Source organism: Streptomyces alboniger (assembly GCF_008704395.1).
Taxonomy (GTDB): domain Bacteria; phylum Actinomycetota; class Actinomycetes; order Streptomycetales; family Streptomycetaceae; genus Streptomyces; species Streptomyces alboniger.
The window spans coordinates 3,570,474-3,589,540 of the sequence record NZ_CP023695.1 but is presented as its reverse complement, the minus strand read 5'-3'; the positions used below and the strand labels follow the sequence as shown (position 1 = coordinate 3,589,540).

The window sequence follows — 19,067 nt, the reverse complement described above, 5'->3', positions numbered from 1 at the left end:
CCAGCGCAAGTGGGGGTTGTGGGATGCGTGTCGTGTTGTCGACGTACGGGTCGCGGGGGAGTGTCGAACCGATAGCCGTGCTCGCGGCGCGGTTGCGGGAGAGGGGGGCCGAGGTCCGCGTCTGCGCGCCGCCCGACGGGGAGTTCGCGGGGCGGCTGCGGGAGGTCGGGGTGGAGGCCGTGCCGGTCGGGCGGCCGGTGAGCCCGTTGGTGGCCTCGGTGGCACCCGGGTCCGCGGCGGGCCTCGCGGAGCGGGTGGCCGAGTTGATGGACGCCCAGTTCGAGACGGTCGCCGCCGTCGCCGAGGGGTGTGACGTGCTGGTGGCCACCGGCCCGTTGCCGGTCACCGCGGGGGCGCGGTCCGTCGCCGAGAAGCTCGGCATGCGTTACGTACACGCGAGCCATCAGCCCGTCGTCCTGCCCTCGCCGTACCGCCGTCCGCCCGCGCGGCGCGGCCAGCCGCTGCCGCCGGGCGCGACCGACCACCAGGCGCTGTGGGACCGGGACGCCGAGATCGCCGACACGATGTTCGGCGAGATGCTCAACTCCCGGCGGGATGCGGCTGGTCTGCCTCCGGTGTCCGGCGTCCGCGACTACGCCTTCAGCGAGCAGCCGTGGCTGGCCACGGATCCCGTTCTGTCCCCGTGGCGGCCGACGGACCTGGACGTGGTGCAGACGGGTGCGTGGGTACGGGCCGACGAGCGGCCGCTCCCTGATGACCTGGTGGCGTTCCTGGAGGACGGGGCTCCGCCCGTGTACGTCGGCTTCGGCAGTACGCCGTTGAGTGATCCGAGGGCGGTCTCCCGTGCCGCGATCGAGGCGGTTCGCGCGCAGGGGCGGCGGGTTGTTCTCTCCCGGGGCTGGGGCGGGCTGGCCCCCGTCGACGACGAGGGGGACTGTTTCGTCGTCGGCGAGGTCAATCAGCGGGAACTGTTCCGCCGGGTGGCCGCCGTCGTGCACCACGGCAGCGCGGGCACGACGACGGTCGCCGCCGGGGCGGGTGCCCCTCAGGTGGTGGTGCCGCAGGGCGCGGACCAGCCGTACTGGGCGGGCCGGGTGGCCGACCTGGGTATCGGCGCCGCGCACGAGGAGGGCCCGTCCCCGAGCTTCGACTCCCTCTCGGCCGCGCTGGCGGCGGCCTTGGCGCCCGAACTTCGGGAACAGGCGGCAGCCGTCGCCGCCACGGTCCGCGCGGATGGGGCGACGGTGGCGGCGGGGCGGCTGCTCGCCGGGTGAGTTCAGCGGGCCTTGACGTCCGCGATGAACGCGGACCAGCTCGTGTTGCGGAACACGAGGGTTGCGCCTGTGGGGTTCTTGGAGTCGCGGACGGGGACGATTTGCGGGTGCCCGTCAGCGACTTCAAGGCAGTCGCCGCCTTCGCCTCCGCTGTGGGTGGACTTGCGCCAGGTGTCGGCTACCTCCAGGCAGTCGCCGCCGCTGCCTCCGCTGTAGCTGGACTTTCGCCAGGTGGCGACCTCCAGGCAGTCGCCGCCTTGCCCGCCGCTGTAGCTGGACTTGTGCCAAGTGGCGCCGCTCAGGTCGTACTCGTACTCACGGATGCTGTTGTCCATGCTCGTAATCCTGCGCCACCGATTCGATCAGGGCCAGGGAATCTTTCGGGGAGAGTGCGGCTGCCTGGAGGAGGTTGAACATCATGGTGTGGTGGGTGACGGTGGCTGGGTCGTCGATTAGCTTCCCCATGCTCGGTCCCTCGACGAAGCAGAGAGGGGGCCCATCCTCGAACTCCATCAGTTTCAGGTGGCCTTCCATTGCCGCGTGTGCGCCCGCGCTGAACGGGAGTACCTGCACGATGATGCGGCGCTTGCGCGCAAGGGCGGACACGTGGCGCAGGGCCTCCGCCATCACCGCCCCGCCGCCGACGGCCCGCTGGAGCGCGGCCTCGTCAACCACCACCCAGAACAACGGGGTTGTTGGGTCATCAAGAAGATGCGCCCGTTCGAGTCGGGCCGCCACCAGGTCGTCGATCGTCTCGTCCGTCGCCGTCGGGTGGTACGCGCGGGACACCTCCTCGGCGTACGCCTTCGTCTGGAGCAAGCCGGGGATCAGCAGGGTCGCGTACTGCCTGATGGCCGTCGCGACGGCCTCCGCCTCCGCCGCCTCCGCGAAATGGTCCGGATACTTGGACTTGCCGACCGCCTCGCAGTTGCGCTCGAAGAAGCCGTCCGTGCCGAAGACCGCGTCGAAGTGCTTCGCGTACTCCAGATGCATCCGCCGCGTCCCCGCCTCCAACTGGCCGATGAACGAACCACTCACGAAGATCGGCGCCCCCAGCGCCTCCTGGCTGAGGCCCGCCTGTTCGCGGGCGTGGCGCAGTTCGCAGCCGAGGAGCGCTCGGGGGTTCGAGGAGGGGTCGAGGTCTTTGGGGCGGGTCATGGGGCAACTCCTCCATTGGACACGGGGGGTTGTTGGGACGCCAATGCTTCTCAGGCTACGCACACCCGGCCACTCTGGGTGAGGTAACGGCAACACTCGGTGTGAAAGGCGAAGCACATGGCACTGACGGCGGAGGAACGAATGCGGGCGGCCGAGGAGGCCGTACGACAGTTGAAGGCGGCCCTCGGGGAGGTCGGCATCACACTGCCGTCACTGCGCATGGACCCGTTGAGCGCCGCCGACGAAGGCGCGCTGCCACTCGTGGAGCTGGGGCGCTGCAACCTCGACACCGCGCTGCGGCTGGTGGCGGTCCTGGAGGGGGCGCGATGAACGACGACCCGAGCGTGCCGGAGACGGGGACGTACGCCGTCGACCACCGGGACGGCAGTGTGGGGGAGGTCATGGGGTGCGAGGGCGGCCTCGTACAGCTCAGGCCGATCGGCGGCGGCCGGGAGTGGGACTGCCCGCCGGGGTCGGTGGGCGAGGCGCCGTCGGGGGAGGTGCTGCGGGCGAAGGTGCGGCAGGTCAACTGGGAAGGGCGCCTGCCGTGAACCGGCGGGGAAAACGGTGCCTGCCGTGAACCGGCGCACTCGCCGCTCCCCGAGCCGTGGGCCATCGACTGGATGACCGCCTACTGCATGACCCACACCGTCTTCCACGTCACCGACTGGGGCGGACTGCCCCATGACCTTCCCGCTGACGTGGTCGCCTACCTGGAGTGCTGGCTGCCGGTGTGGATCGACATCTGGGTCGAGATCGAGGAGTGGGACCTCGTCGTGGAACTCCTCATCGTCGACGCCTGTCTGCCCCGCCCCGGCCACCACCTCGACGTCTGGCAGCGGCTGGCGGCCGTCCAGCACGCCGACGGTCTTGTGCCCCGTGACGGGAAGCCGGTCAGCGACGAACCGGAGCAGGCGTTCCGGGACCACCAGCACACCGGGGTCGTGACCGTCGTGGCCGGCACCCTCGCGCAGGCCCGCAGCGGCGATGTGTCCCCCCGCTGAGTCCGCGTCCGCGTCCGAGCCCGCCTCGCTGACCGAGCGCCTTCGCCTGGTCGCCCGGTCGGCCGGCCCTGACGCGGGCGTCGCCGTCGCCGCGTACACCGGCGGAGACTCTCTCACGGTGTGCCAGGGATTCACGGACCGGACGAGAACCCAGCCGGTCGGTGAGCGACACGCTTCGAAGTCGGTTCGGTGACCAAGACGTTCACCGTGCTGCTGCTGCTGCTGCTGCTGCTCGCCGAGCCGCTCAGCCGCTGCGTGCCCGCGTGGGTCCTCCCGCGCGGCCCGCACGGGGCGGCCATCACTCTGGAGCACCTCGCCACCCACACCGCGGGACTGCCCAGGCTGCCACCCGGCCTGCTGCCCGCCGGGGCACGGTCCTGGTACAGCAATCCCTACGCGCACTACACACCCGACCGGCTGCTCGACTCCCTGGCCCGCAGCCGCGTCCGCCACCGGCCGGGCACCCGTGTCGGGTACTCCAACTTCGGTATGGGCCTCCTCGGCCACCTCCTTGCCGAACGGGCGAGCACCGACTACGCGAGCGCGCTCCAGACGCACGTACTGCGACCGCTGCACCTGGCCGACACGGGCTGCGACGGGCTCGCCCAAGCCACCGGCCACCTGCGCGGGCGGCCCCGCCCGCCCTGGTCCATCCCCGCCCTGCCGGGCGCGGGCGCCCTCCGCTCCAGCGCCCGCGACCTGCTCACCTGCCTCCGGTACCTGGCCGAGCCCACCCGGCTGCCCGACGGTTCACTGCGTGAGGCGATGACGGAGGTACTGCGACTTCGCGCGCTGTCCAACGACGGACCGCGGCTCCCGCTCGCCTGGAACAGGCGCGGCCTGCCGGGCCGCGACCTCTACTTCCACGCGGGCGGCACAAGAAGCTTCACCGCCTTCACCGGATTCACCCCCCACCCGGAGACGGCCGTCGTCGCCCTGACAAACACGAACCCCACCTTGCACGGCACCTTCATCCAACAGGCGTATCTGCTGCTTCGGGGGCTCAGTGGGCCGGGGGGGCCGTGAACTCAGAGGAAATGGCGGTGTAGGCCGCTTCGGCCTGTCGTCCCGCAGGAGTTTGAGTTGGGGCATGGGCGAGGAAGTCCCGGGTGGTTCCGTTGAAGGTGATGCGGCCGTCGGTGAGGACAGTGACGTGGTCGGCTTCTTCGGCGAGGTCGGCGACGTCATGGGTGGACATCAGCACCTGTACTTCGTCGGTGGCGAGGCGGAGGATCAGGTCGCGGAAGACGCGGCGCTGGGCGGGGTCCATTCCGGCGGTAGGTTCGTCGAGGAGCAGAATGCGGGCGTCGTGGACGAGGGCGGAGGCCACGCCGATACGCCGCAGCTGACCGCCGGATAGCTGTTTGGTCTTCGTGTCGGCGCGATCCTTCATCTGTACCCGGTCCAGGGCGGTGGCCGCTGCTTCCCAGGCGGATGCGCGGTTCATGCCTTTGAGCCAGCCCGTGTAGGCGACTTGTTCGCGTGCGGTGAGGCCTGTCATCGCGGTGATGGTCTGGGGCATCCAGGCGACCTTGGTGCGGTATTCCCGGGTCGTCGAAGACAGGCGGCCTAGGCGTACAGCGCCGGTGGTGGGCTGGTTGACGCCGGCGGCGAGCTTCAACAGCGTGGATTTGCCGGCGCCGTTGGGGCCAAGTAGGACGGTGAAGCCGTGCGGGGTGGTGTAGGTGAGCTGGTCGAGGATTCGGGGTTTGTTGCGGCCGTAGGCGTAGGACACTGCCTGGAGTTCAACGGGCATGGCGGGGACGGCCTTTCATATGGTGCGACGGGTGAGGGCCTGCGCGATGAGGCCGCCGAGGAAGACGGCCAGGCAGACGAGGAGAGCGGGGATGTTGGGCGGGGAGTGCAGCGTCACGGCCCACGGCCAGGGGCGGTGGTAGTCGGAGTAACCGAGGAACATGATGGCGAACACCCATCCGGCCGGCGCCACGGTGACCGCCTTGGGATGCACGGCTTCGGCGAGCAGCATGAGGCCGGTGAGGAAAGCGGTGTTGCGCCCGATCGTGGTCGCCTCGTCGGAACCCGCAGCGGCGCCGATGGCCACTCCGGCCACCGCCACGGCCGACACGCATGTCAGGACCGCTCCTATGTCGAGGCGGCGCAGGTTGCGGGTGGCCATCACTTCGGCCTCGTCCAGACGCTGGTTGAGGCAGTGGGCGAGGGTGGAGGTGACCAGGAGGGGGGTGAGCTGCATGAGGAACACCTGGTTGGCACTGGCGCTCAGCATGCCGGGCAGCTCGATGGCCTGGTCGTGTGCGAGAGCGACGAGGAGGATGCATGCGGCGGTGCCGGGCACAAGCACGGGGCGCAGGCGGCGGGCCTTGATCCACCAGATCACGACTTGGCCCCCTGGTCGGCGAGGCGGCAGGCCTTGGCCTGCTCTCTGTGGAACCAGGCGGTCTGCTGCCGGGCGGGGAGCTCCAGGGCGTCGCGGGCGCGTTGCATGACCTTGTCCAGGACCTGGCGGGGGTTCTCAAATACCCCGCCGTACTCCCCCTTGCGCCATGCCAGATAGGGCCGGTCTGCGTCGATGACGACGGCGGCCCACAGCATGGCCGCGTCATGGTTGACGACGTAGTCAGCCGAAGGCGCGGACTCGTAGGAGGCGGGGAAGGTGCAGGGAAAAGTGACGCTGCTGCGCAGGACGGCATACCGGATGGCTGTCATGCCGCCTCCCGCCTGCCCGGCCTGCCGGGAGAGCGGGAGCCACCAAGTGGTGTTCGACGAGGCTTTGCGGTCCCGGCCGTTGAGGAGGCTGTCGGACACGGTGGCGGGCAGGGTCACGTTGACTCCTGCGGCACGGAGCTTCGACGTCGACGTCACGATCTGCCGGCGTACCTGGTCGAGTTTCTCCACCGCGCCGCCGGTCTCGGCCATGCACACCCTTGGCGCTGTGCCGGTGCAGCGCGCTGTGGCGTGATGGGAGGTCACGGGGCCGTCCGCGATGGCCCAGCCACCTGCGACGTTGACACACGTGGCCATGAGCGCCACGGCTGCCACTGCTCCGCCGCCGCGTATCACCCACCGGCCCTGACCTGCCGTACGGATCCACCACGCAGCCACCGCGGCGGCTATTGCGGCGATGAAAAGAAAGGGAGCAAAGAGTGTGGCGGCGCCGTATTCCTCGCCGAATCCGAGGGAGGTGTCCGGCTGGCCCGAGAGGTGCCTGGGCCATGTCGGGGCGTCGTACTTCACGGTGTAAATGATCACGTAGAACACGGCAGCAGCAGACAGCGGTGCGCTGATCATGCGGGGGGTGAGGTGTCCGAGGGCACAGCCGATCACCGTGTACGCGCAGACGATGCCCATGGCCATGACCAGGGGCGCCACTGCTGCCGGTGTCGGCATGAGCCGGGTCTCGATCAGACGCATCACCGCCGGCAACACAAGCACCAACCAGCCGGCGGCGACTACAGGTGCCAGTGTGTGAGCGGCCACGCGATAGCGGGACCGGCCCGGGACGAGCTGCCAAACCCCGTCCCGCTTCAACCGCCCGCCCTCCCACACAGCGAGCCCGAGAGTGATGGCATAGGCGAAGGCATAGAAGTACGACAGTGCCACCTCGACCTGTTCGGGTGCCCAGAGCGGGCCGTTAATGACTTCCTGGTAGGAGTCCTCGAAGTGCAGGGCGTAGAAGTAGTAGAAGCCAATGATCCCGAGCCAGATCGGCGCGGTCCACACGGCCGGAGTGGTGCGCAGTCGGGTGCGAAGGTTCAAGGTGCCGAGGCCGCTCTGTGAAGAAATGGGGGAAGCCGGGAAGCGCGTGGGCGCTTCCCGGCTCTGCGTCATGCCACTTCGGTTGTGACTAGTCTGCCTTTGAGGTGTCGACGTAGACCTTCCTGACGTCCAAGGACGTACGGCTGTACTCGGAGTCGTTGTGCTTGGGGATGGTGAAGTAGCGGTTGTCGCCGCCGGATTCGTGCGTGTCCCACTCGCCCCTTGAGGTCTTGCCCGAGCCCTTGAAGCAGTTCGTAAAACGCTTCGAGCCCAGACTCCTGTCCAGGCTGAACGGAATGGCCTGATGAAGCTGCACGTGAAGGGACCTACCCCCTCCGGAGACGCCCTCCAATGAGCAGCCGGTGAACTTGATCTCGGTGTAGTCGTTGTCCGACCAGTGACTGGATTCGTGGTTGCCGGGCTTCCATTCAACGATCTTGCTGGTGAAGTTCTGGGGCTGGATCTCGCCGTCGTTGGAGGCCGGCAGTTCGAACAGGCCCTCCTCGTCGAGGCTGACGGTGCCCGCGTCGTCGGTGATGTCGACGGTGTCCCCGGCCGGGCCGGTGTCGTCGGCGGTGGCGGCTGAGGTGAGCAGTGTGGTCGCTGCGAGAGCGCTCACGAGAACTGCGGAGGTGCGGGCGAGTGTGCGGCGTCTGGCTGTAGCGGTAGGCATGGTGTGAGAAGTCCCCCTCCAGGAAATGGCCTTGGGCATAGCGGAGTTCCCGATATCGGTGATGACTCTGTGCCCGTTCGGTGAAGATCACCCAACCAGGAGTTAACGTCACACGCTGTGATGGAGACCACTCTTCCGTGTCGACTGCGGACTATGGCCGATAAGTGCTGGAGCCTGGGTAGTTGTGACCGCAACGGCGAACAGGCCGGCGGGCAGTCAGGTTGTGGTCAGGGGGCAGGAGTTGCCCGGGTTGTCGAGCCGTGCCCGGCGGCTCGTTGCGGTCGGCAGCGTCCTGCGCACGGGTGTTGGACCCGGAGACCGCCGTCGGGCGTTCAGGATCAGCTCGACCGCCGCTAGCTCAATGCCAGCCTCGCGCATTGTCCGCTCGCCCTACTTGTCTGAACACCTGCTCGACCGTGTACCCGCGTACTTGCTTGACAGCACGAGATGAGGAGCGCCGACGCGGGCTACCCGTCCCGCCACGCCTCAGTCAGCTTGTACGGGCTCTGTCCAAGGCCGCGCGGAGATGGCCGTCCGTGGTGGTGAGGAGGTCCGCCGCCGTGGGGGCGTCGACGCCGCCCAGGATGGTGAGGATCGCGTTCTTCACCTCGCCGTCCGTCGCGGCCAGCGCCGCCTCGATCTCCTCGTCGGGCGCCCCGGTGGCGAGCGCGACGATGCGGCGCGACCGGGCGCGCAGCTTCTCGTTCGACGCGCGCACGTCCACCATCAGGTTCCCGTACGTCTTGCCGAGGCGGATCATCGTGATCGTCGACAGCATGTTGAGTACGAGCTTCTGCGCCGTGCCCGCCTTCAAGCGGGTGGAGCCGGTGAGCAGTTCGGGGCCTACGACGACCTCGATGCCGTGCTCGGCGGCGGCCGCGAGCGCGCTGTCCGCGTTGCAGGACAGGCCGATGGTCAGCGCGCCGTAGCGGTCCTTGGCGTGCTCCACCGCGCCGATCGCGTACGGCGTGCGGCCCGACGCGGAGATGCCGACCACGACGTCGTCCGCCGTCAGCTTCAGGCCGTCCAGGTCCTCGGCCGCAAGCTCCTTGCTGTCCTCCGCGCCCTCGACCGCCCTGACCATCGCGGTCGGCCCGCCCGCGATGAGGCCGACGACGTCGCCCGGGTCGGTGTTGAAGGTCGGCGGGCACTCGGACGCGTCGAGCACTCCGAGGCGGCCCGCCGTGCCCGCGCCCGCGTAGACCAGGCGGCCGCCGCGGGCCATCCGCTCGGCGGTGGCGTCGATCGCGGCGGCGATCGCGGGCAGCTGCGCGGCCACGGCCGCGGGGACGGACGCGTCCTCGCCGTTCATGATCCGCGCGATGTCGAGGGTGTCCAGCCGGTCGATCTCGGACAGCTCGGGGCGGAACGCCTCGGTGGTGAGGGTGGCGAGCTGGGCGCGCAGCTGTCCGTAGGTCTCGGATTCGGATTCGGATTCGGCGGCGGAGGCGGAGGCGGATTCGGGAAAGGTCATGGTGGGTGTGGCTCTTTCGTGTGCGGAGGTGGGGGGTTGGCGGCTCGGATCGGCTCGGGTCGGCTCGGGTCGGGTCCGGTCGGGTCGGCTCAGCGGCCGCTGGGGCCGCCGCGCGGGCTGTGGCGGTGCGCCAGCGCCTCGTAGGACGCGGCCAGCGCGGGGGCCGCCGTCTCGTACGTCCGCTGGGCGACGCCCACGAACAGACAGTCCACGACGAGCAGTTGACTCGTACGGGACGACATCGCGGCCGGCCTCAGCTCGCTCTCGCGGGCCGTGGAGGTGGTCAGTACGTGGTCGGCGTACTGCGAGACGGCCCCGTCGGGGCGGCCGGTGATCGCGATCGTGGTGGCCCCGTGCTCGAAGGCCACCCGCAGCGGCTCGATCACGTCACCCGTCGAACCGGAGTGGGTGATCGCGATGGCCACGTCCTTCGCGCGCAGCGTCACCGCGTTCGTGACGGCCAGGTGCGGGTCGGAGTGCGCGTGCGCGATGTGGCCGATGCGCAGCAGCTTCTGCGCCAGGTCCTGGGCGACCAGGCCGGACGCGGCCACGCCGTAGATCTCCGTGCGGCGGGCGGTCGCGAGCGCGGCCACGGCGGCGCCGAGCTGCACGGTGTCGAGTGCGGCGGCGGTGTCGGCGAGGGTCTGCTGCTCGTCGTAGGCGAGCTTCGCGACGACGTCGGCGATGGGGTCGTCGACGGCGATGTCCGCGGTGACGGCGGGCGCCCGGCCCGACTGCTGCTGGGCGGCGAGCCCCGCGAGCGCGAGGCGCAGGTCGCGGTAGCCCGGGTAGCCGAGGAGGCGGGCGGTGCGGACCACCGTCGCCTCGCTGGTGCCGGTCAGCTCGGCGAGGCCGGTGACGGTCAGGGCCGCGCAGCCGGCGGGGTCGCCGGCGACGGCCTCGGCGACGCGCTGCATGGAGCGGGTCATCGACGGCGCCAGGGTCCGCACCTTGGCCGCGAGGGCGGCGGGGGCCGGGGGTGCGGCGCCCGCGAAAATTTCCTTCACGTCTTGGGTCACGCTTGAAACGTATTTTCAGCGGGGGGTGGGGTCAAGGTCCGCGACAGCGGTGCCGCTCCGAGGGGCACGGCGGCTCCGCTCCGTGAGATGGGGCGGCTCTGCTCCGTGCGACGGGGCGTGTGGGGTGACAATGGCTGCATGGACGCGATCGACCCCCTGGAGCAGGCGTTGCACGCCGCCCGCGCACTTGTCCTCGCCGACCTCGTCGCCCGTGAGGTCGCCGAGGCCGAGGTCGTCTCGCTCGTCGAGGAGTCCGTGGCGCACCGCCGCTGGTGGGTCGAGCAGTGGCCCGAAGGCATCGCCTATGTGGCGGGGCTCGTCGCGCAGGACGTACAGGACGCGCTCCTGGAGCGGTACGGGCGCTGGCCGCTGTGCCCCGTGTGCGGCTCGGGGGACCCGCACGCCCTCGACGTGGAACCGGAGCTGGGGCCCGACCCGCACTGGGTGTGCGGCAAGGCGGGAGTCGTCGTGGCGCCGGTGGGCGGGCTGACCGCGTGACGGTCTACATCGATCCGCCGACCTGGCCGGGACACGGCCGCATGTGGTCGCACCTGATCAGCGACGTCTCGTACGAGGAACTGCACGCGTTCGCGGCGTCCATCGGGGCCCCGCCGCGCGCCTTCGAACGCGACCACTACGACATCCCGTCGCACCGGTACGAGGACGCGGTGCGGGCGGGGGCGGTGGAGGTCGGGTCGAAGGAGCTGGTGCGCAGGCTCACGGGGGCGGGGCTGCGGAGGCCCAAGGGGCGGCCTGCGTCTGCGTAAGGGGGCAGGAGATCAGGGGGCAGGGGGCCGGGGAGTCAGGGGGTTCGGGCCGCGGTGGTTTCGGCTTGTGTGTTTTCCGACCGCGTCGAGGACGTGATCACGCGGCTCGGTGTCTTCCGGTGCAGGCGCAGTGACACCGCCACCGCCACGAGCGCCGTCGCCGTCATCGCCGCGCCCGCCCACGCCGTGGACGCGTAGCCGAAGTCGAGGTCGATGACCGTGCCGCCGAGCCAGGGGCCGCCCGTGTTGCCGAGGTTGAACGCGGCTGTCGTGGTCGCGCCCGCGAGGGTGGGGGCGGCGCCCGCCACGTTGAAGATACGGGCGTTGAGCGCCGGGCCCGTGTAGAACGCGGAGACCCCGATGAGGAACGACAGCGTGACCGCCGCGGCCGGGGTGGCGGCGAACAGGGCCAGGCAGACGAGGAAGACGGTCGACGCGGCTATGCCGCTGAGCAGCACCCCGAAGAGGTGCGCGTCCGCGAACCGGCCGCCGATCGCCGTGCCGACCAGGGCGCCGACGCCGAACAGGCCGAGGACCGACGGGACCCAGCCGCCGTCCAGGCCCGCCACATCGGTCAGCAGCGGGGAGAGGTAGGAGAACGCGCAGAAGACGCCGCCCGCGGCGAGCGCGGTGACGGCGATGGACAGCCAGACCTGACGGTCGGCGTAGATGGACAGTTCCTTCTTGAGCTGCGGCTTCTCGGCGGGGAGCGGGATGCGGGGGATGAGCGTCAGGACCCCGGCGAGCGCGACCGCGGACGCCCCGGCCACCGACCAGAACGCCGAGCGCCAGCCGAAGTGCTCACCGAGGAACGCGCCGGCCGGGACGCCGAGGACGTTCGCGATGGAGAGGCCGCCGAGCATCACCGCCATGGCGCGGGCGCGCTGGTTGAAGTCGACCATCGCGATGGCGACGGCCGCGCCGACCGCCCAGAACCCGGCGCAGGCCAGCGCGCTGATCACGCGGGACGCGAAGAGGACTTCGTACGAAGGTGCCAGGGCGCCGGCGACCTGGCCCAGGCCGAAGACCGTGATGAGCGTGATGAGGGTCGTACGGCGGGGCAGGCGCAGGGTCGCCACGGCGAGCAGGGGGGCGCCGATGACCATGCCGATGGCGAAGGCGGAGATGAGGAGGCCCGCGCGGGGGATGGAGACGTTCATGTCGTCCGCGATGGGCGGCAGGAGCCCCGAGAGCATGAACTCGCTCGTGCCGAGGGCGAAGACGGCGAGGCCGAGCATGTATACGGCTATGGGCATGCGGGGCGCTGCGCGCTGGGCGGGGGACGGCATATCAGGGGTGAACGTTTGGGGGGTTCGGGGCATTCCCGCTGGCGCGGAGAGCACGGAAGGGGCCGCTCCCCGCTGGACTGGGCCAACGAAGGCCCCCACCCTGAAACCCCCGAACTCCTCACCGCGGCGGGAACCACCTCCCACAAGAACCCCAGCGGGGCGAAATCGCTGGCGCGCGATCGTCCCGGCATCGCACGCTTGGCCCCGTGAAACACCCCGAGCACCAGATCCGAGCCGCCCACACCGACACCACCGTGACCGTCTACCAGGCGTACGCCCCGCACATCGGGGAGCCCGCCGCCCGGGACGGGCGCTTCCCCGCCGCGTGGCGGCGGGAGCGGATGACGTGGATCAAGCCCTCGTTCCTGTGGATGATGTACCGCTGCGGCTGGGGCACGAAGGAGGGGCAGGAGACCGTCCTCGCACTGGAGATCAGCAGGGAAGGATTCGACTGGGCCCTCGCCCACGCGTGCCTCTCGCACTACGAGCCGGGCGTGCACGCGGACGCCGCGGACTGGAAGCGGCAGCTCAAGCAGGCGCCCGCGCGGGTGCAGTGGGACCCGGAGCGGGACCTTCACCTGCGTCCGCTGCCCCACCGGTCCCTCCAGCTCGGCCTCGCGGGGGAGGCCTCCCGGCGGTACGCGGACGAGTGGATCGTCTCGGTCACCGACGTCACCGAGCAGGCCGGGCGCGTAAGGGAGTTGGTACGTGAAGGCGACCTCGACGGTGCCCGTGCGCTCCTCCCTGAGGAGCCGGTCTATCCCGCCGCGGACGCGCTGCTTGCTCACCTGCGGCCCTGAGCGGTAGCGCCCTGAGGGGCGCGGGGCCGTGTCGACATACGGCTCCGCTGCGCGGGCGCGCCCGGCCACGACAGGAGGCCGGCCCAGCCCTTGCGGGCCTCCAGGTGCGGGTCATCGGCCCTCGCGTGCGCGTCGGCGACGGCGTCGCGTTGCCCTCCGCCGCCCACCTCGCGGCCACGGGGCACCCCCGGGTCCTTGGGCCGCCGCTTCGCGGCGGATGCTTTCCCACCCACCCGCCCGTCTCGCCGCATCGGGCGGCGGGGTAGGAGCCGGGGGAGCGGCTGCTTCCTCGCCGTGGGGCGGGGTTCGGGCGGGTGGGTGGGGATCTTGCCGCGCGGTGAGGGGTGGGAGCCGGGGGAGCGGCTGCTTCCTCGCCGAGGCGGGATTTGGGTGGGTGGGGATCTTGCCGTGCCGTGAGGCAGGCAGGAGGAGTTGGGGCCGTGGCTCTGTCTGCCGTTGGGCGGAGCCCGCGTGGCGGGGGGGGGGGCGGGGGAGCCGGGGGAGTGGCTCTCTCCGCCGAGAGGCGGAACCGGCTGGCCATGCCGGAAGAGCGACGGAGTGGCTCTGGCCGCCGAGAGGCGGGGCCGGGCGGCCCCGCCGTGAGGGCGGGGGAGTGGCTCTGCCCGCCGAGAGGCGGGGCGGGGTCAGCCCTCCTGCCAGCCGACGCTGCCCACCCCCGTGCCGCCATTGCAGCGGGCGCTCGACACGTCGGAGTGGCCCGGCCTCAGCGTCTTCCACGGGCCGGACGTGTCGGGCCAGACGCCGCAGACCACCGTGACCCGGAAGGCCTTCACCACGTTGGTGTTGTTCTTGCAGTGCGCGTGACCCCACCTGCCGTCCGTATCGGTGTGGCACGTGAGGATGTTGGCGGCCGCGGACGCCTCCTGCGACGGGGTCGCCACCGCGCTCGGCGCGAGGCCCGCCACCGGCAGTGTCGCGGCGGCCGCCAGGGTCGCGAGCTTGAGGGCGAGGCGGGTGGATCGGCGAGGCTCGTTCATGGTTCGGTCTCCCTTTTCTGAAGCGAATGGAGCTGCTTTCCGTCGCTGTGAATGCTTCCAAGCAGGCCTGTCACGCCGGTCACTCGACAGTCACTCGACACTCACCTCAGGTGATGGAAGCATGACGGAACGTGACTGTTGGGGTGGGGGACACGGAGCCCGAGAAGTTCGAGAAGTCCGAGAAGTTCGAGAAGTTCGAGTACAAGATCCTGGGGCCGCTCGAAGTGGTCCGCGACGGCAGGCCCGTGGTGGTCCGGGCGGCCAAGCAGCGGGCCCTGCTCGCGTCACTGCTGGTCGACGCCAACAGGGTCGTTCCCGTCGACACCCTGATCGCCCGGCTGTGGGACGAGCCGCCGGACGGCGCCCGCAACACCCTCCAGAATTACGTGCTCAGGGCGCGCCGCACCCTGGGCGGCTCCGCCCGGGGCCCCATCCGCACCTGCGCGCAGGGGTACGCCATCGACGTACCCGAAGACGCCCTCGACCTGCACCGTTTCGACGCCCTCGTCGACGCGGCACGAGCCGCCGAGACCGCGCGCACAGCCGAGCGGGCCTCGGCGCTGCTGGGCGAGGCGCTGGCGCTGTGGCGCGGTGAACCGCTGTCGGACGTGCCGTCCGAGCGGCTGCGCCAGGAAGTCGTCCCCGCGCTGAACGAACGTCGCCTGAGCGCCCTGGAGCTGCGCACCGACGCCGACTTCCGGCTCGGCCGGCACGCGGACGTCCTGCCGCGGCTGCGTGAACTGACCGCCGCGCATCCCTTGCAGGAGCGCTTCTGGGCGCAGCGGATGCTGGCCCTCTACCGCGCGGGCCGCCAGGGCGAGGCCCTGGACTGCTACAGCACCGTCCGCGCGCTGCTCCTCGACGAACTGGGCGTCGACCCGGGCGCCGAGCTGTGGCGGCTGCACCAGCAGATCCTCACCGCCGACCCCGCCCTGGCCGCCCCGGCGCCGCCGGACTCACCCCACGGGCCACGGACGGAGGGCAATCTGCCCGCCGAGACGACGACGTTCGTCGGCCGCGAAGCCATGCTCAGGAAGACCCGCAAGCTCTTGGACGGCGCCCGCCTCGTCACGCTCACCGGGCCGGGCGGGGTCGGCAAGACGCGGCTCGCGCTGCGTACGGCCGCCGAGGCCTCCTGGGCGTACCCGCACGGCGCCTGGCTCGCCGACCTCGCACCGCTGACCGATCCGGGTCTTCTCGACCGCGTGGTCGCCGACGCGCTCGGCATCCCCGACCAGTCCCTGCGCCCCGGCACGGAAGTGCTCGTCGAACACTTGAGGGAACGCCGGCTGCTGCTCGTCCTCGACAACTGCGAGCACGTCGCCGAGGCCGCCGCCCACCTCCTCGGCACCCTGCTGTGCGCGGCCCCGGGGCTGCGCGTGCTGGCCACGAGCCGACAGGGGCTGCGGGTTCCGGGGGAGTATCTGCTGCCCGTACCGCCGCTGGCCGTTCCCACGGACCGGGGCGAGCCGCCGACGCTGGAGCGCAGCGAGGCCGTGCGGCTGCTCGCCGACCGCGCCGAGGCGTGCGCCCCGCACTTCCGGATCACCGCGCGCAACCAGGAGGCGGTGGGGCGGCTGTGCCGGCGTCTCGACGGTATTCCGCTGGCGATCGAGCTGGCCGCGGTGCGGCTCGGCACGCTCTCGGCACAGGAGATCCTGGAACGCCTCGACGACCGGTTCCGGCTCCTGTCGGACACGGGGGCGGCGCGGACGGGGCGCCGCCACCAGCGCACCCTGCGCGGCGTCGTCGACTGGAGCCACGACCTGTGCGACGAGCGGGAGCGGCGGCTGTGGGCGGGGGTGTCCGTCTTCTCCGGCGGGTTCGACCTCGCGGCGGCCGAGGCGGTCTGCCCCGGCGAGGACGGGCCTCGGGAGGACGTTGTGGACGTCCCCCGGGAGGATGTCGTGGACGTCCTGGCCGCGCTGGCGCACAAGTCCGTCCTCACCGTCGACACGACCGGCTCCCGGGCCCGGTACCGAATGCTGGAGACCCTGCGCCAGTACGGGCAGGGCAGGCTCGGGGAGCTGGGCCGCGAGGTGCCGCTGCGGCGGCGGCACTGCGCGTACTACGGGGACATGGCCGCGCGGGCGGCCGCGCGCTGGTGCGGTCCCGACGAGGTGGCGTGGCTGTCCCGGCTCCGCCTGGAGACGCCGAACCTGCGGGCGGCGCTGGACTTCAGCGTCTCGGGGGAGGGCGACGCGGCGGCCGGTCTCGCGATCGCCGCGAATCTGACGCGTACGCGTTACTGGTTCTTCAGCAGCTCGCTCGGAGAGGGGCGGCTGTGGCTGACCCGCGCGCTGGACCTGGCGCCGGAGGCCCCCGTCCCGCTGCGGGTCGGCGGCCTCGCGCTCGCCGCGTGGATCGCCCTGTGCCAGGGGGACCGGCCCGCCGCGGAACGCTTCCTGGCCGGGGCCGTACGGCTCGGCGAGGGCGCCACGGACGGCGAGACGCTGGGCGTACTCGCGTACATGGAGGGCGCCTTCGCCTTCCTCGCCCACGGCGACGCGGCGGCCGTGGCGCTCCTCGCGCGGGCCCGGGACCGGTTCCGGGCCGCGGGCCTGGTGGGCGACGCCCACATGGCGAGCATGCTGTGGGCCATGGCGGCGGCGTTCCTCGGCGAGCGGGAGCAGGCGCTGACGGCCGGCCGGGAGTACGTGACGGAGGCCGCCGCGCACGGTGCGGGCTGGGCGCACTCCTGGGGTCTGTGGGGGATGGGCCTGGCGGAGCTGCGCCACGGTGACCCGCACCGGGCGGTCGGCCTCTTCCGCGACTCGCTGCGGCGGCAGCGGGGCATCGGTGACCGGTGGGGCCCGGTGTGGGGGGTGGAGACGATGGCCTGGGCGGCCACCGCGACGGGCGACCACGCTCATGCGGCTCGCCTCTTCGGGGCGGCGGCGCGGCTTCTGCGGACGACGGGCGTCGCGCTCGGGGGGCTCAAGCCGCTGCACGACGCGCACGTTCTGGCGGAGCGCCTGGTGCGGGAGGCCCTTGGCGAGGGGGCTTATGCCTCCGCGTTCGCGGAGGGGGCGGGGAGTCGGGAGCCGGTGCGGCTCGCCCTGGGAGGGCGGTGAGGGGGCGTCCTCGCCGTGTTTGTTCCCCGCGCCCCCCTGCGGGGCGCCACCGTCAGCTTTGGCGCAAGCCGAATACGTGCGTGTCGTCCCGGTCCGGCAGGCGGGTGAAGCCCGCTCGGGCGAGTACCGCCTCGGATGCCGTGTTTCCCGGGTCCACCCGTGCCAGCAGCGACGTGACCTCGGGGCGGGACAGGGCCCACTCCGCGAGGGACCGCAGCGCCGTCGTGGCGTAACCACGGCCCCGCGCCGCCTCCGCCAGGTCGTACCCGACCTCCACGCACCCCTCGTCGTCCGGCGGGCCGTGGAAGCCCATGGCGCCGACCGCCAGCTCGTCCTCGGTGCGGACCAGCGCGTACACGCCCCACCCGGGGCGGTGCACCCCGTCGGCGTACGCCTTCGCCAGCTTCCCCGAGGCGCCCCGCGTCCCGTCGAAGGGGCCGCCCTCGACCCACGTCAGCCCGCCCGTGCCGCCCGCGGCGAGATCCGCGGCGGCAGCGGGGGACACCTCGCGCAGCGCGAGCGGACCGGCCGGCAGGGAGAGGGAGTTGTGCCAGCGCCAGGAAGAGAGCCGCGCGCGTCCCGGCAGCTCACCGCGGCCCGTGGCCCACAGCAGGACCTGCCACGGCGTGCCTCCCGTGGGCGGCACGTGCGGGAAGAGGTGCCCGAGCACCGCCCCGCACAGTTCCGCGGGCGGCTCCGCGTCGACGCCGAGCGCCTCGCAGATGTCGTACGTATGGAGAAGCACCTCGGTGACGCCCATCGCGGCGAAGCCCGTCGCGTCCGCGCTGCCGGAGGGGTAGGGGTGGAAGCCGCGGACCCCGCGGGGCGTCGTGCGAACCGTCGCCGTGAGCAGGCGGCCGGTCGCCTCGATCACCTGGATCGCGCCCTCCGGGCCCGTGCCCTCGTCGAGCGTGACCTCAAAGGGGACCCAGCCGTCGGTGGCCCGCCCCGTCAGCTGCCCGGCGTACGCGACGAAATCGCCCGCGATGTGCTCCGCCGTCTCCAGGCAGCTCCAGTCGAGCCCGCCCGCCTTGACGTCCCAGTCGCGGTCCACCGCGGTACGCAGCACCCGCGCCGCGTGCGCGACGGCCTCGTCGATTCTGTCCCCACCCATGAGCAGCATGCGCAGAGAGTACGGGCACACGGGCGGGAGCGCCCCGGGTTTTCAGGGGTCCGGGGTGCGGTCTCAGGCGTCGAGCAGAGCCAGCTCCGTCGTGAGGTTCTCGCGTGCCGGGCCCTCCCAGTTCGCCGAGCCGTGCGGGGTCCTGAACAGGCGGGGAAGGGCGAGGAGTTGGCGCAGCACGTCCGCGCGGCCGGCGCGGAACACCTCGTCCGGCACGAAGCCGTACTCCTCGCGGACGGCCGCGGCGTAGGCCGCGTACGCGTCCGGGGCGGCCGCCAGGATCGCCAGGTCGGCGTCGCACAGCGCCTCGCCGTTGTGGTCGCCGTCGGCGGGGTCGTGGGTGAGGGTGAGGCGGACCAGGCGCGCCACCTCGGACGTCCGCCGGTCGGACAGGCCCGCTTCGGGGAGGGCCCGCTCCGCGAGGCGGGCCGAGCGCTCCTCGTTCTCGGAGCGGTCGGGCGCGTACACCGCGTCGTGGAACCAGGCCGCGAGCCGCACCAGTTCGGGGTCGTCGGCGTGGTCCTCCAGTACGTCGATGTGGTCCAGGACCGCCGTGAGGTGGGCGATCGTGTGATAGCGGCGCTGGGGTTCGGCCCAGCGGGCGAGCAGGTCGTCGGCGAACCGGTACGGGTCGTAGACGCAACGGTCGGTGTCCCGGGCGCGCAGCAGCGTGCCGAGCCAGCGCTCCCGCAGCTCGTGGTTCTCGTCGTGGGCCATG

The 19,067-nt window shown here is 71.8% G+C and carries 21 protein-coding genes and 1 pseudogene; 9 read left to right on the top strand and 13 right to left on the bottom strand.

Annotated elements, in window-relative coordinates; genetic code table 11:
• Positions 1 to 23: 23 nt before the first annotated feature.
• Positions 24 to 1,235: a glycosyltransferase gene (locus tag CP975_RS15755; protein WP_150477025.1), complete on the top strand. Its 1,212-nt coding sequence runs from the start codon at positions 24 to 26 to the stop codon at positions 1,233 to 1,235.
• A gap of 2 nt (positions 1,236 to 1,237) precedes the next feature.
• Here the strand turns inward: CP975_RS15755 and CP975_RS15750 are convergent, their stop codons facing one another.
• Both CP975_RS15750 and CP975_RS15745 read right to left on the bottom strand, forming a co-directional pair.
• On the bottom strand, positions 1,238 to 1,570 hold the full coding sequence (locus tag CP975_RS15750) for a DUF397 domain-containing protein (protein WP_055536278.1): 333 nt from the start codon (positions 1,568 to 1,570) through the stop codon (positions 1,238 to 1,240).
• Positions 1,551 to 2,393: a helix-turn-helix domain-containing protein gene (locus CP975_RS15745; protein WP_055536277.1), complete on the bottom strand. Its 843-nt coding sequence runs from the start codon at positions 2,391 to 2,393 to the stop codon at positions 1,551 to 1,553. Before CP975_RS15745 ends, CP975_RS15750 begins: the two co-directional genes overlap by 20 nt.
• A 117-nt stretch (positions 2,394 to 2,510) precedes the next feature.
• Between CP975_RS15745 and CP975_RS15740 the strand changes: the two genes are divergently transcribed.
• From CP975_RS15740 to CP975_RS15725, 4 genes and pseudogenes are all read left to right on the top strand, one after another.
• Positions 2,511 to 2,723 carry a hypothetical protein gene (locus tag CP975_RS15740; protein ID WP_055536276.1) on the top strand — a complete coding sequence of 71 codons (213 nt, stop codon included), beginning with the start codon at positions 2,511 to 2,513 and terminating at the stop codon, positions 2,721 to 2,723.
• Positions 2,720 to 2,944: a hypothetical protein gene (locus CP975_RS15735; RefSeq protein WP_055536275.1), complete on the top strand. Its 225-nt coding sequence runs from the start codon at positions 2,720 to 2,722 to the stop codon at positions 2,942 to 2,944. Before CP975_RS15740 ends, CP975_RS15735 begins: the two co-directional genes overlap by 4 nt.
• Positions 2,945 to 3,001: 57 nt before the next feature.
• Positions 3,002 to 3,397 (top strand): annotated as a pseudogene (locus tag CP975_RS15730) (DUF6895 family protein); the annotation flags it as partial.
• Between the two features lie 189 nt (positions 3,398 to 3,586).
• A complete protein-coding gene (locus tag CP975_RS15725; RefSeq protein WP_150477023.1) occupies positions 3,587 to 4,423 on the top strand; it encodes a serine hydrolase domain-containing protein in 837 nt (278 codons plus the stop codon).
• On the opposite strand, the gene CP975_RS15720 is transcribed toward CP975_RS15725, so the two are convergent.
• The 6 genes from CP975_RS15720 to CP975_RS15695 form a co-directional block, all read right to left on the bottom strand.
• On the bottom strand, positions 4,401 to 5,153 hold the full coding sequence (locus CP975_RS15720) for an ABC transporter ATP-binding protein (RefSeq protein ID WP_055536273.1): 753 nt from the start codon (positions 5,151 to 5,153) through the stop codon (positions 4,401 to 4,403). The genes CP975_RS15725 and CP975_RS15720 overlap by 23 nt on opposite strands.
• 15 nt (positions 5,154 to 5,168) lie before the next feature.
• On the bottom strand, positions 5,169 to 5,753 hold the full coding sequence (locus CP975_RS15715) for a hypothetical protein (protein ID WP_055536272.1): 585 nt from the start codon (positions 5,751 to 5,753) through the stop codon (positions 5,169 to 5,171).
• Positions 5,750 to 7,204 (bottom strand): hypothetical protein, encoded by a 1,455-nt coding sequence (locus CP975_RS15710; RefSeq protein WP_055536271.1) that lies wholly within the window; start codon positions 7,202 to 7,204, stop codon positions 5,750 to 5,752. The genes CP975_RS15715 and CP975_RS15710 overlap by 4 nt, the downstream gene beginning before the upstream one ends.
• A gap of 16 nt (positions 7,205 to 7,220) precedes the next feature.
• Positions 7,221 to 7,751: a hypothetical protein gene (locus tag CP975_RS15705; RefSeq protein ID WP_055536270.1), complete on the bottom strand. Its 531-nt coding sequence runs from the start codon at positions 7,749 to 7,751 to the stop codon at positions 7,221 to 7,223.
• 544 nt (positions 7,752 to 8,295) lie between these two features.
• The gene (gene murQ, locus CP975_RS15700; protein ID WP_150477022.1) at positions 8,296 to 9,279 is read right to left on the bottom strand and encodes an N-acetylmuramic acid 6-phosphate etherase; all 984 of its coding nucleotides are present in this window, start codon (positions 9,277 to 9,279) and stop codon (positions 8,296 to 8,298) included.
• Positions 9,280 to 9,368: 89 nt separating this feature from the next.
• Positions 9,369 to 10,298 carry a MurR/RpiR family transcriptional regulator gene (locus CP975_RS15695; protein ID WP_150477021.1) on the bottom strand — a complete coding sequence of 310 codons (930 nt, stop codon included), beginning with the start codon at positions 10,296 to 10,298 and terminating at the stop codon, positions 9,369 to 9,371.
• Positions 10,299 to 10,436: 138 nt separating this feature from the next.
• On the opposite strand from CP975_RS15695, the gene CP975_RS15690 reads away from it, so the two are divergent.
• Positions 10,437 to 10,796: a hypothetical protein gene (locus CP975_RS15690; protein ID WP_055536268.1), complete on the top strand. Its 360-nt coding sequence runs from the start codon at positions 10,437 to 10,439 to the stop codon at positions 10,794 to 10,796.
• Complete coding sequence (locus tag CP975_RS15685; protein WP_150477020.1) at positions 10,793 to 11,065, top strand: DUF4031 domain-containing protein; 273 nt, start codon at positions 10,793 to 10,795, stop codon at positions 11,063 to 11,065. Before CP975_RS15690 ends, CP975_RS15685 begins: the two co-directional genes overlap by 4 nt.
• 35 nt (positions 11,066 to 11,100) lie before the next feature.
• On the opposite strand, the gene CP975_RS15680 is transcribed toward CP975_RS15685, so the two are convergent.
• The gene (locus CP975_RS15680; RefSeq protein ID WP_055536474.1) at positions 11,101 to 12,321 is read right to left on the bottom strand and encodes a Cmx/CmrA family chloramphenicol efflux MFS transporter; all 1,221 of its coding nucleotides are present in this window, start codon (positions 12,319 to 12,321) and stop codon (positions 11,101 to 11,103) included.
• Between the two features lie 239 nt (positions 12,322 to 12,560).
• Between CP975_RS15680 and CP975_RS15675 the strand changes: the two genes are divergently transcribed.
• On the top strand, positions 12,561 to 13,154 hold the full coding sequence (locus CP975_RS15675; RefSeq protein WP_055536475.1) for a DUF4291 domain-containing protein: 594 nt from the start codon (positions 12,561 to 12,563) through the stop codon (positions 13,152 to 13,154).
• Here CP975_RS15675 and CP975_RS15670 read toward each other — a convergent pair.
• Both CP975_RS15670 and CP975_RS15665 read right to left on the bottom strand, forming a co-directional pair.
• On the bottom strand, positions 13,139 to 13,339 hold the full coding sequence (locus CP975_RS15670) for a hypothetical protein (protein WP_150477019.1): 201 nt from the start codon (positions 13,337 to 13,339) through the stop codon (positions 13,139 to 13,141). The two genes, CP975_RS15675 and CP975_RS15670, sit on opposite strands and share 16 nt — an antisense overlap.
• Before the next feature lie 459 nt (positions 13,340 to 13,798).
• Positions 13,799 to 14,152, bottom strand: coding sequence for a hypothetical protein (locus CP975_RS15665; RefSeq protein WP_246201530.1), 354 nt, complete (start codon positions 14,150 to 14,152; stop codon positions 13,799 to 13,801).
• Between the two features lie 131 nt (positions 14,153 to 14,283).
• Here CP975_RS15665 and CP975_RS15660 point away from each other — a divergent pair, with 131 nt between their 5' ends.
• On the top strand, positions 14,284 to 17,226 hold the full coding sequence (locus CP975_RS15660) for an AfsR/SARP family transcriptional regulator (RefSeq protein WP_208835564.1): 2,943 nt from the start codon (positions 14,284 to 14,286) through the stop codon (positions 17,224 to 17,226).
• Between the two features lie 52 nt (positions 17,227 to 17,278).
• Here the strand turns inward: CP975_RS15660 and CP975_RS15655 are convergent, their stop codons facing one another.
• Both CP975_RS15655 and CP975_RS15650 read right to left on the bottom strand, forming a co-directional pair.
• On the bottom strand, positions 17,279 to 18,349 hold the full coding sequence (locus CP975_RS15655; RefSeq protein ID WP_150477018.1) for a GNAT family N-acetyltransferase: 1,071 nt from the start codon (positions 18,347 to 18,349) through the stop codon (positions 17,279 to 17,281).
• A 63-nt stretch (positions 18,350 to 18,412) separates the two neighbouring features.
• The gene (locus CP975_RS15650) at positions 18,413 to 19,066 is read right to left on the bottom strand and encodes an HD domain-containing protein (RefSeq protein WP_055534777.1); all 654 of its coding nucleotides are present in this window, start codon (positions 19,064 to 19,066) and stop codon (positions 18,413 to 18,415) included.
• Position 19,067 lies beyond the last annotated feature (1 nt).

Bases quoted from the DNA above. Each gene is read 5' to 3' on its own strand.
- CP975_RS15710 (WP_055536271.1), bottom strand. From the start codon at position 7,204: ATGACGCAGAGCCGGGAAGCGCCCACGCGCTTCCCGGCTTCCCCCATT.
- CP975_RS15650 (WP_055534777.1), bottom strand. From the start codon at position 19,066: ATGGCCCACGACGAGAACCACGAGCTGCGGGAGCGCTGGCTCGGCACG.
- CP975_RS15665 (WP_246201530.1), bottom strand. From the start codon at position 14,152: ATGAACGAGCCTCGCCGATCCACCCGCCTCGCCCTCAAGCTCGCGACC.
- CP975_RS15740 (WP_055536276.1), top strand. From the start codon at position 2,511: ATGGCACTGACGGCGGAGGAACGAATGCGGGCGGCCGAGGAGGCCGTA.
- CP975_RS15680 (WP_055536474.1), bottom strand. From the start codon at position 12,321: ATGCCCATAGCCGTATACATGCTCGGCCTCGCCGTCTTCGCCCTCGGC.
- CP975_RS15720 (WP_055536273.1), bottom strand. From the start codon at position 5,153: ATGCCCGTTGAACTCCAGGCAGTGTCCTACGCCTACGGCCGCAACAAA.
- murQ (WP_150477022.1), bottom strand. From the start codon at position 9,279: ATGACCTTTCCCGAATCCGCCTCCGCCTCCGCCGCCGAATCCGAATCC.
- CP975_RS15745 (WP_055536277.1), bottom strand. From the start codon at position 2,393: ATGACCCGCCCCAAAGACCTCGACCCCTCCTCGAACCCCCGAGCGCTC.
- CP975_RS15690 (WP_055536268.1), top strand. From the start codon at position 10,437: ATGGACGCGATCGACCCCCTGGAGCAGGCGTTGCACGCCGCCCGCGCA.
- CP975_RS15655 (WP_150477018.1), bottom strand. From the start codon at position 18,349: ATGCTGCTCATGGGTGGGGACAGAATCGACGAGGCCGTCGCGCACGCG.
- CP975_RS15755 (WP_150477025.1), top strand. From the start codon at position 24: ATGCGTGTCGTGTTGTCGACGTACGGGTCGCGGGGGAGTGTCGAACCG.
- CP975_RS15750 (WP_055536278.1), bottom strand. From the start codon at position 1,570: ATGGACAACAGCATCCGTGAGTACGAGTACGACCTGAGCGGCGCCACT.
- CP975_RS15735 (WP_055536275.1), top strand. From the start codon at position 2,720: ATGAACGACGACCCGAGCGTGCCGGAGACGGGGACGTACGCCGTCGAC.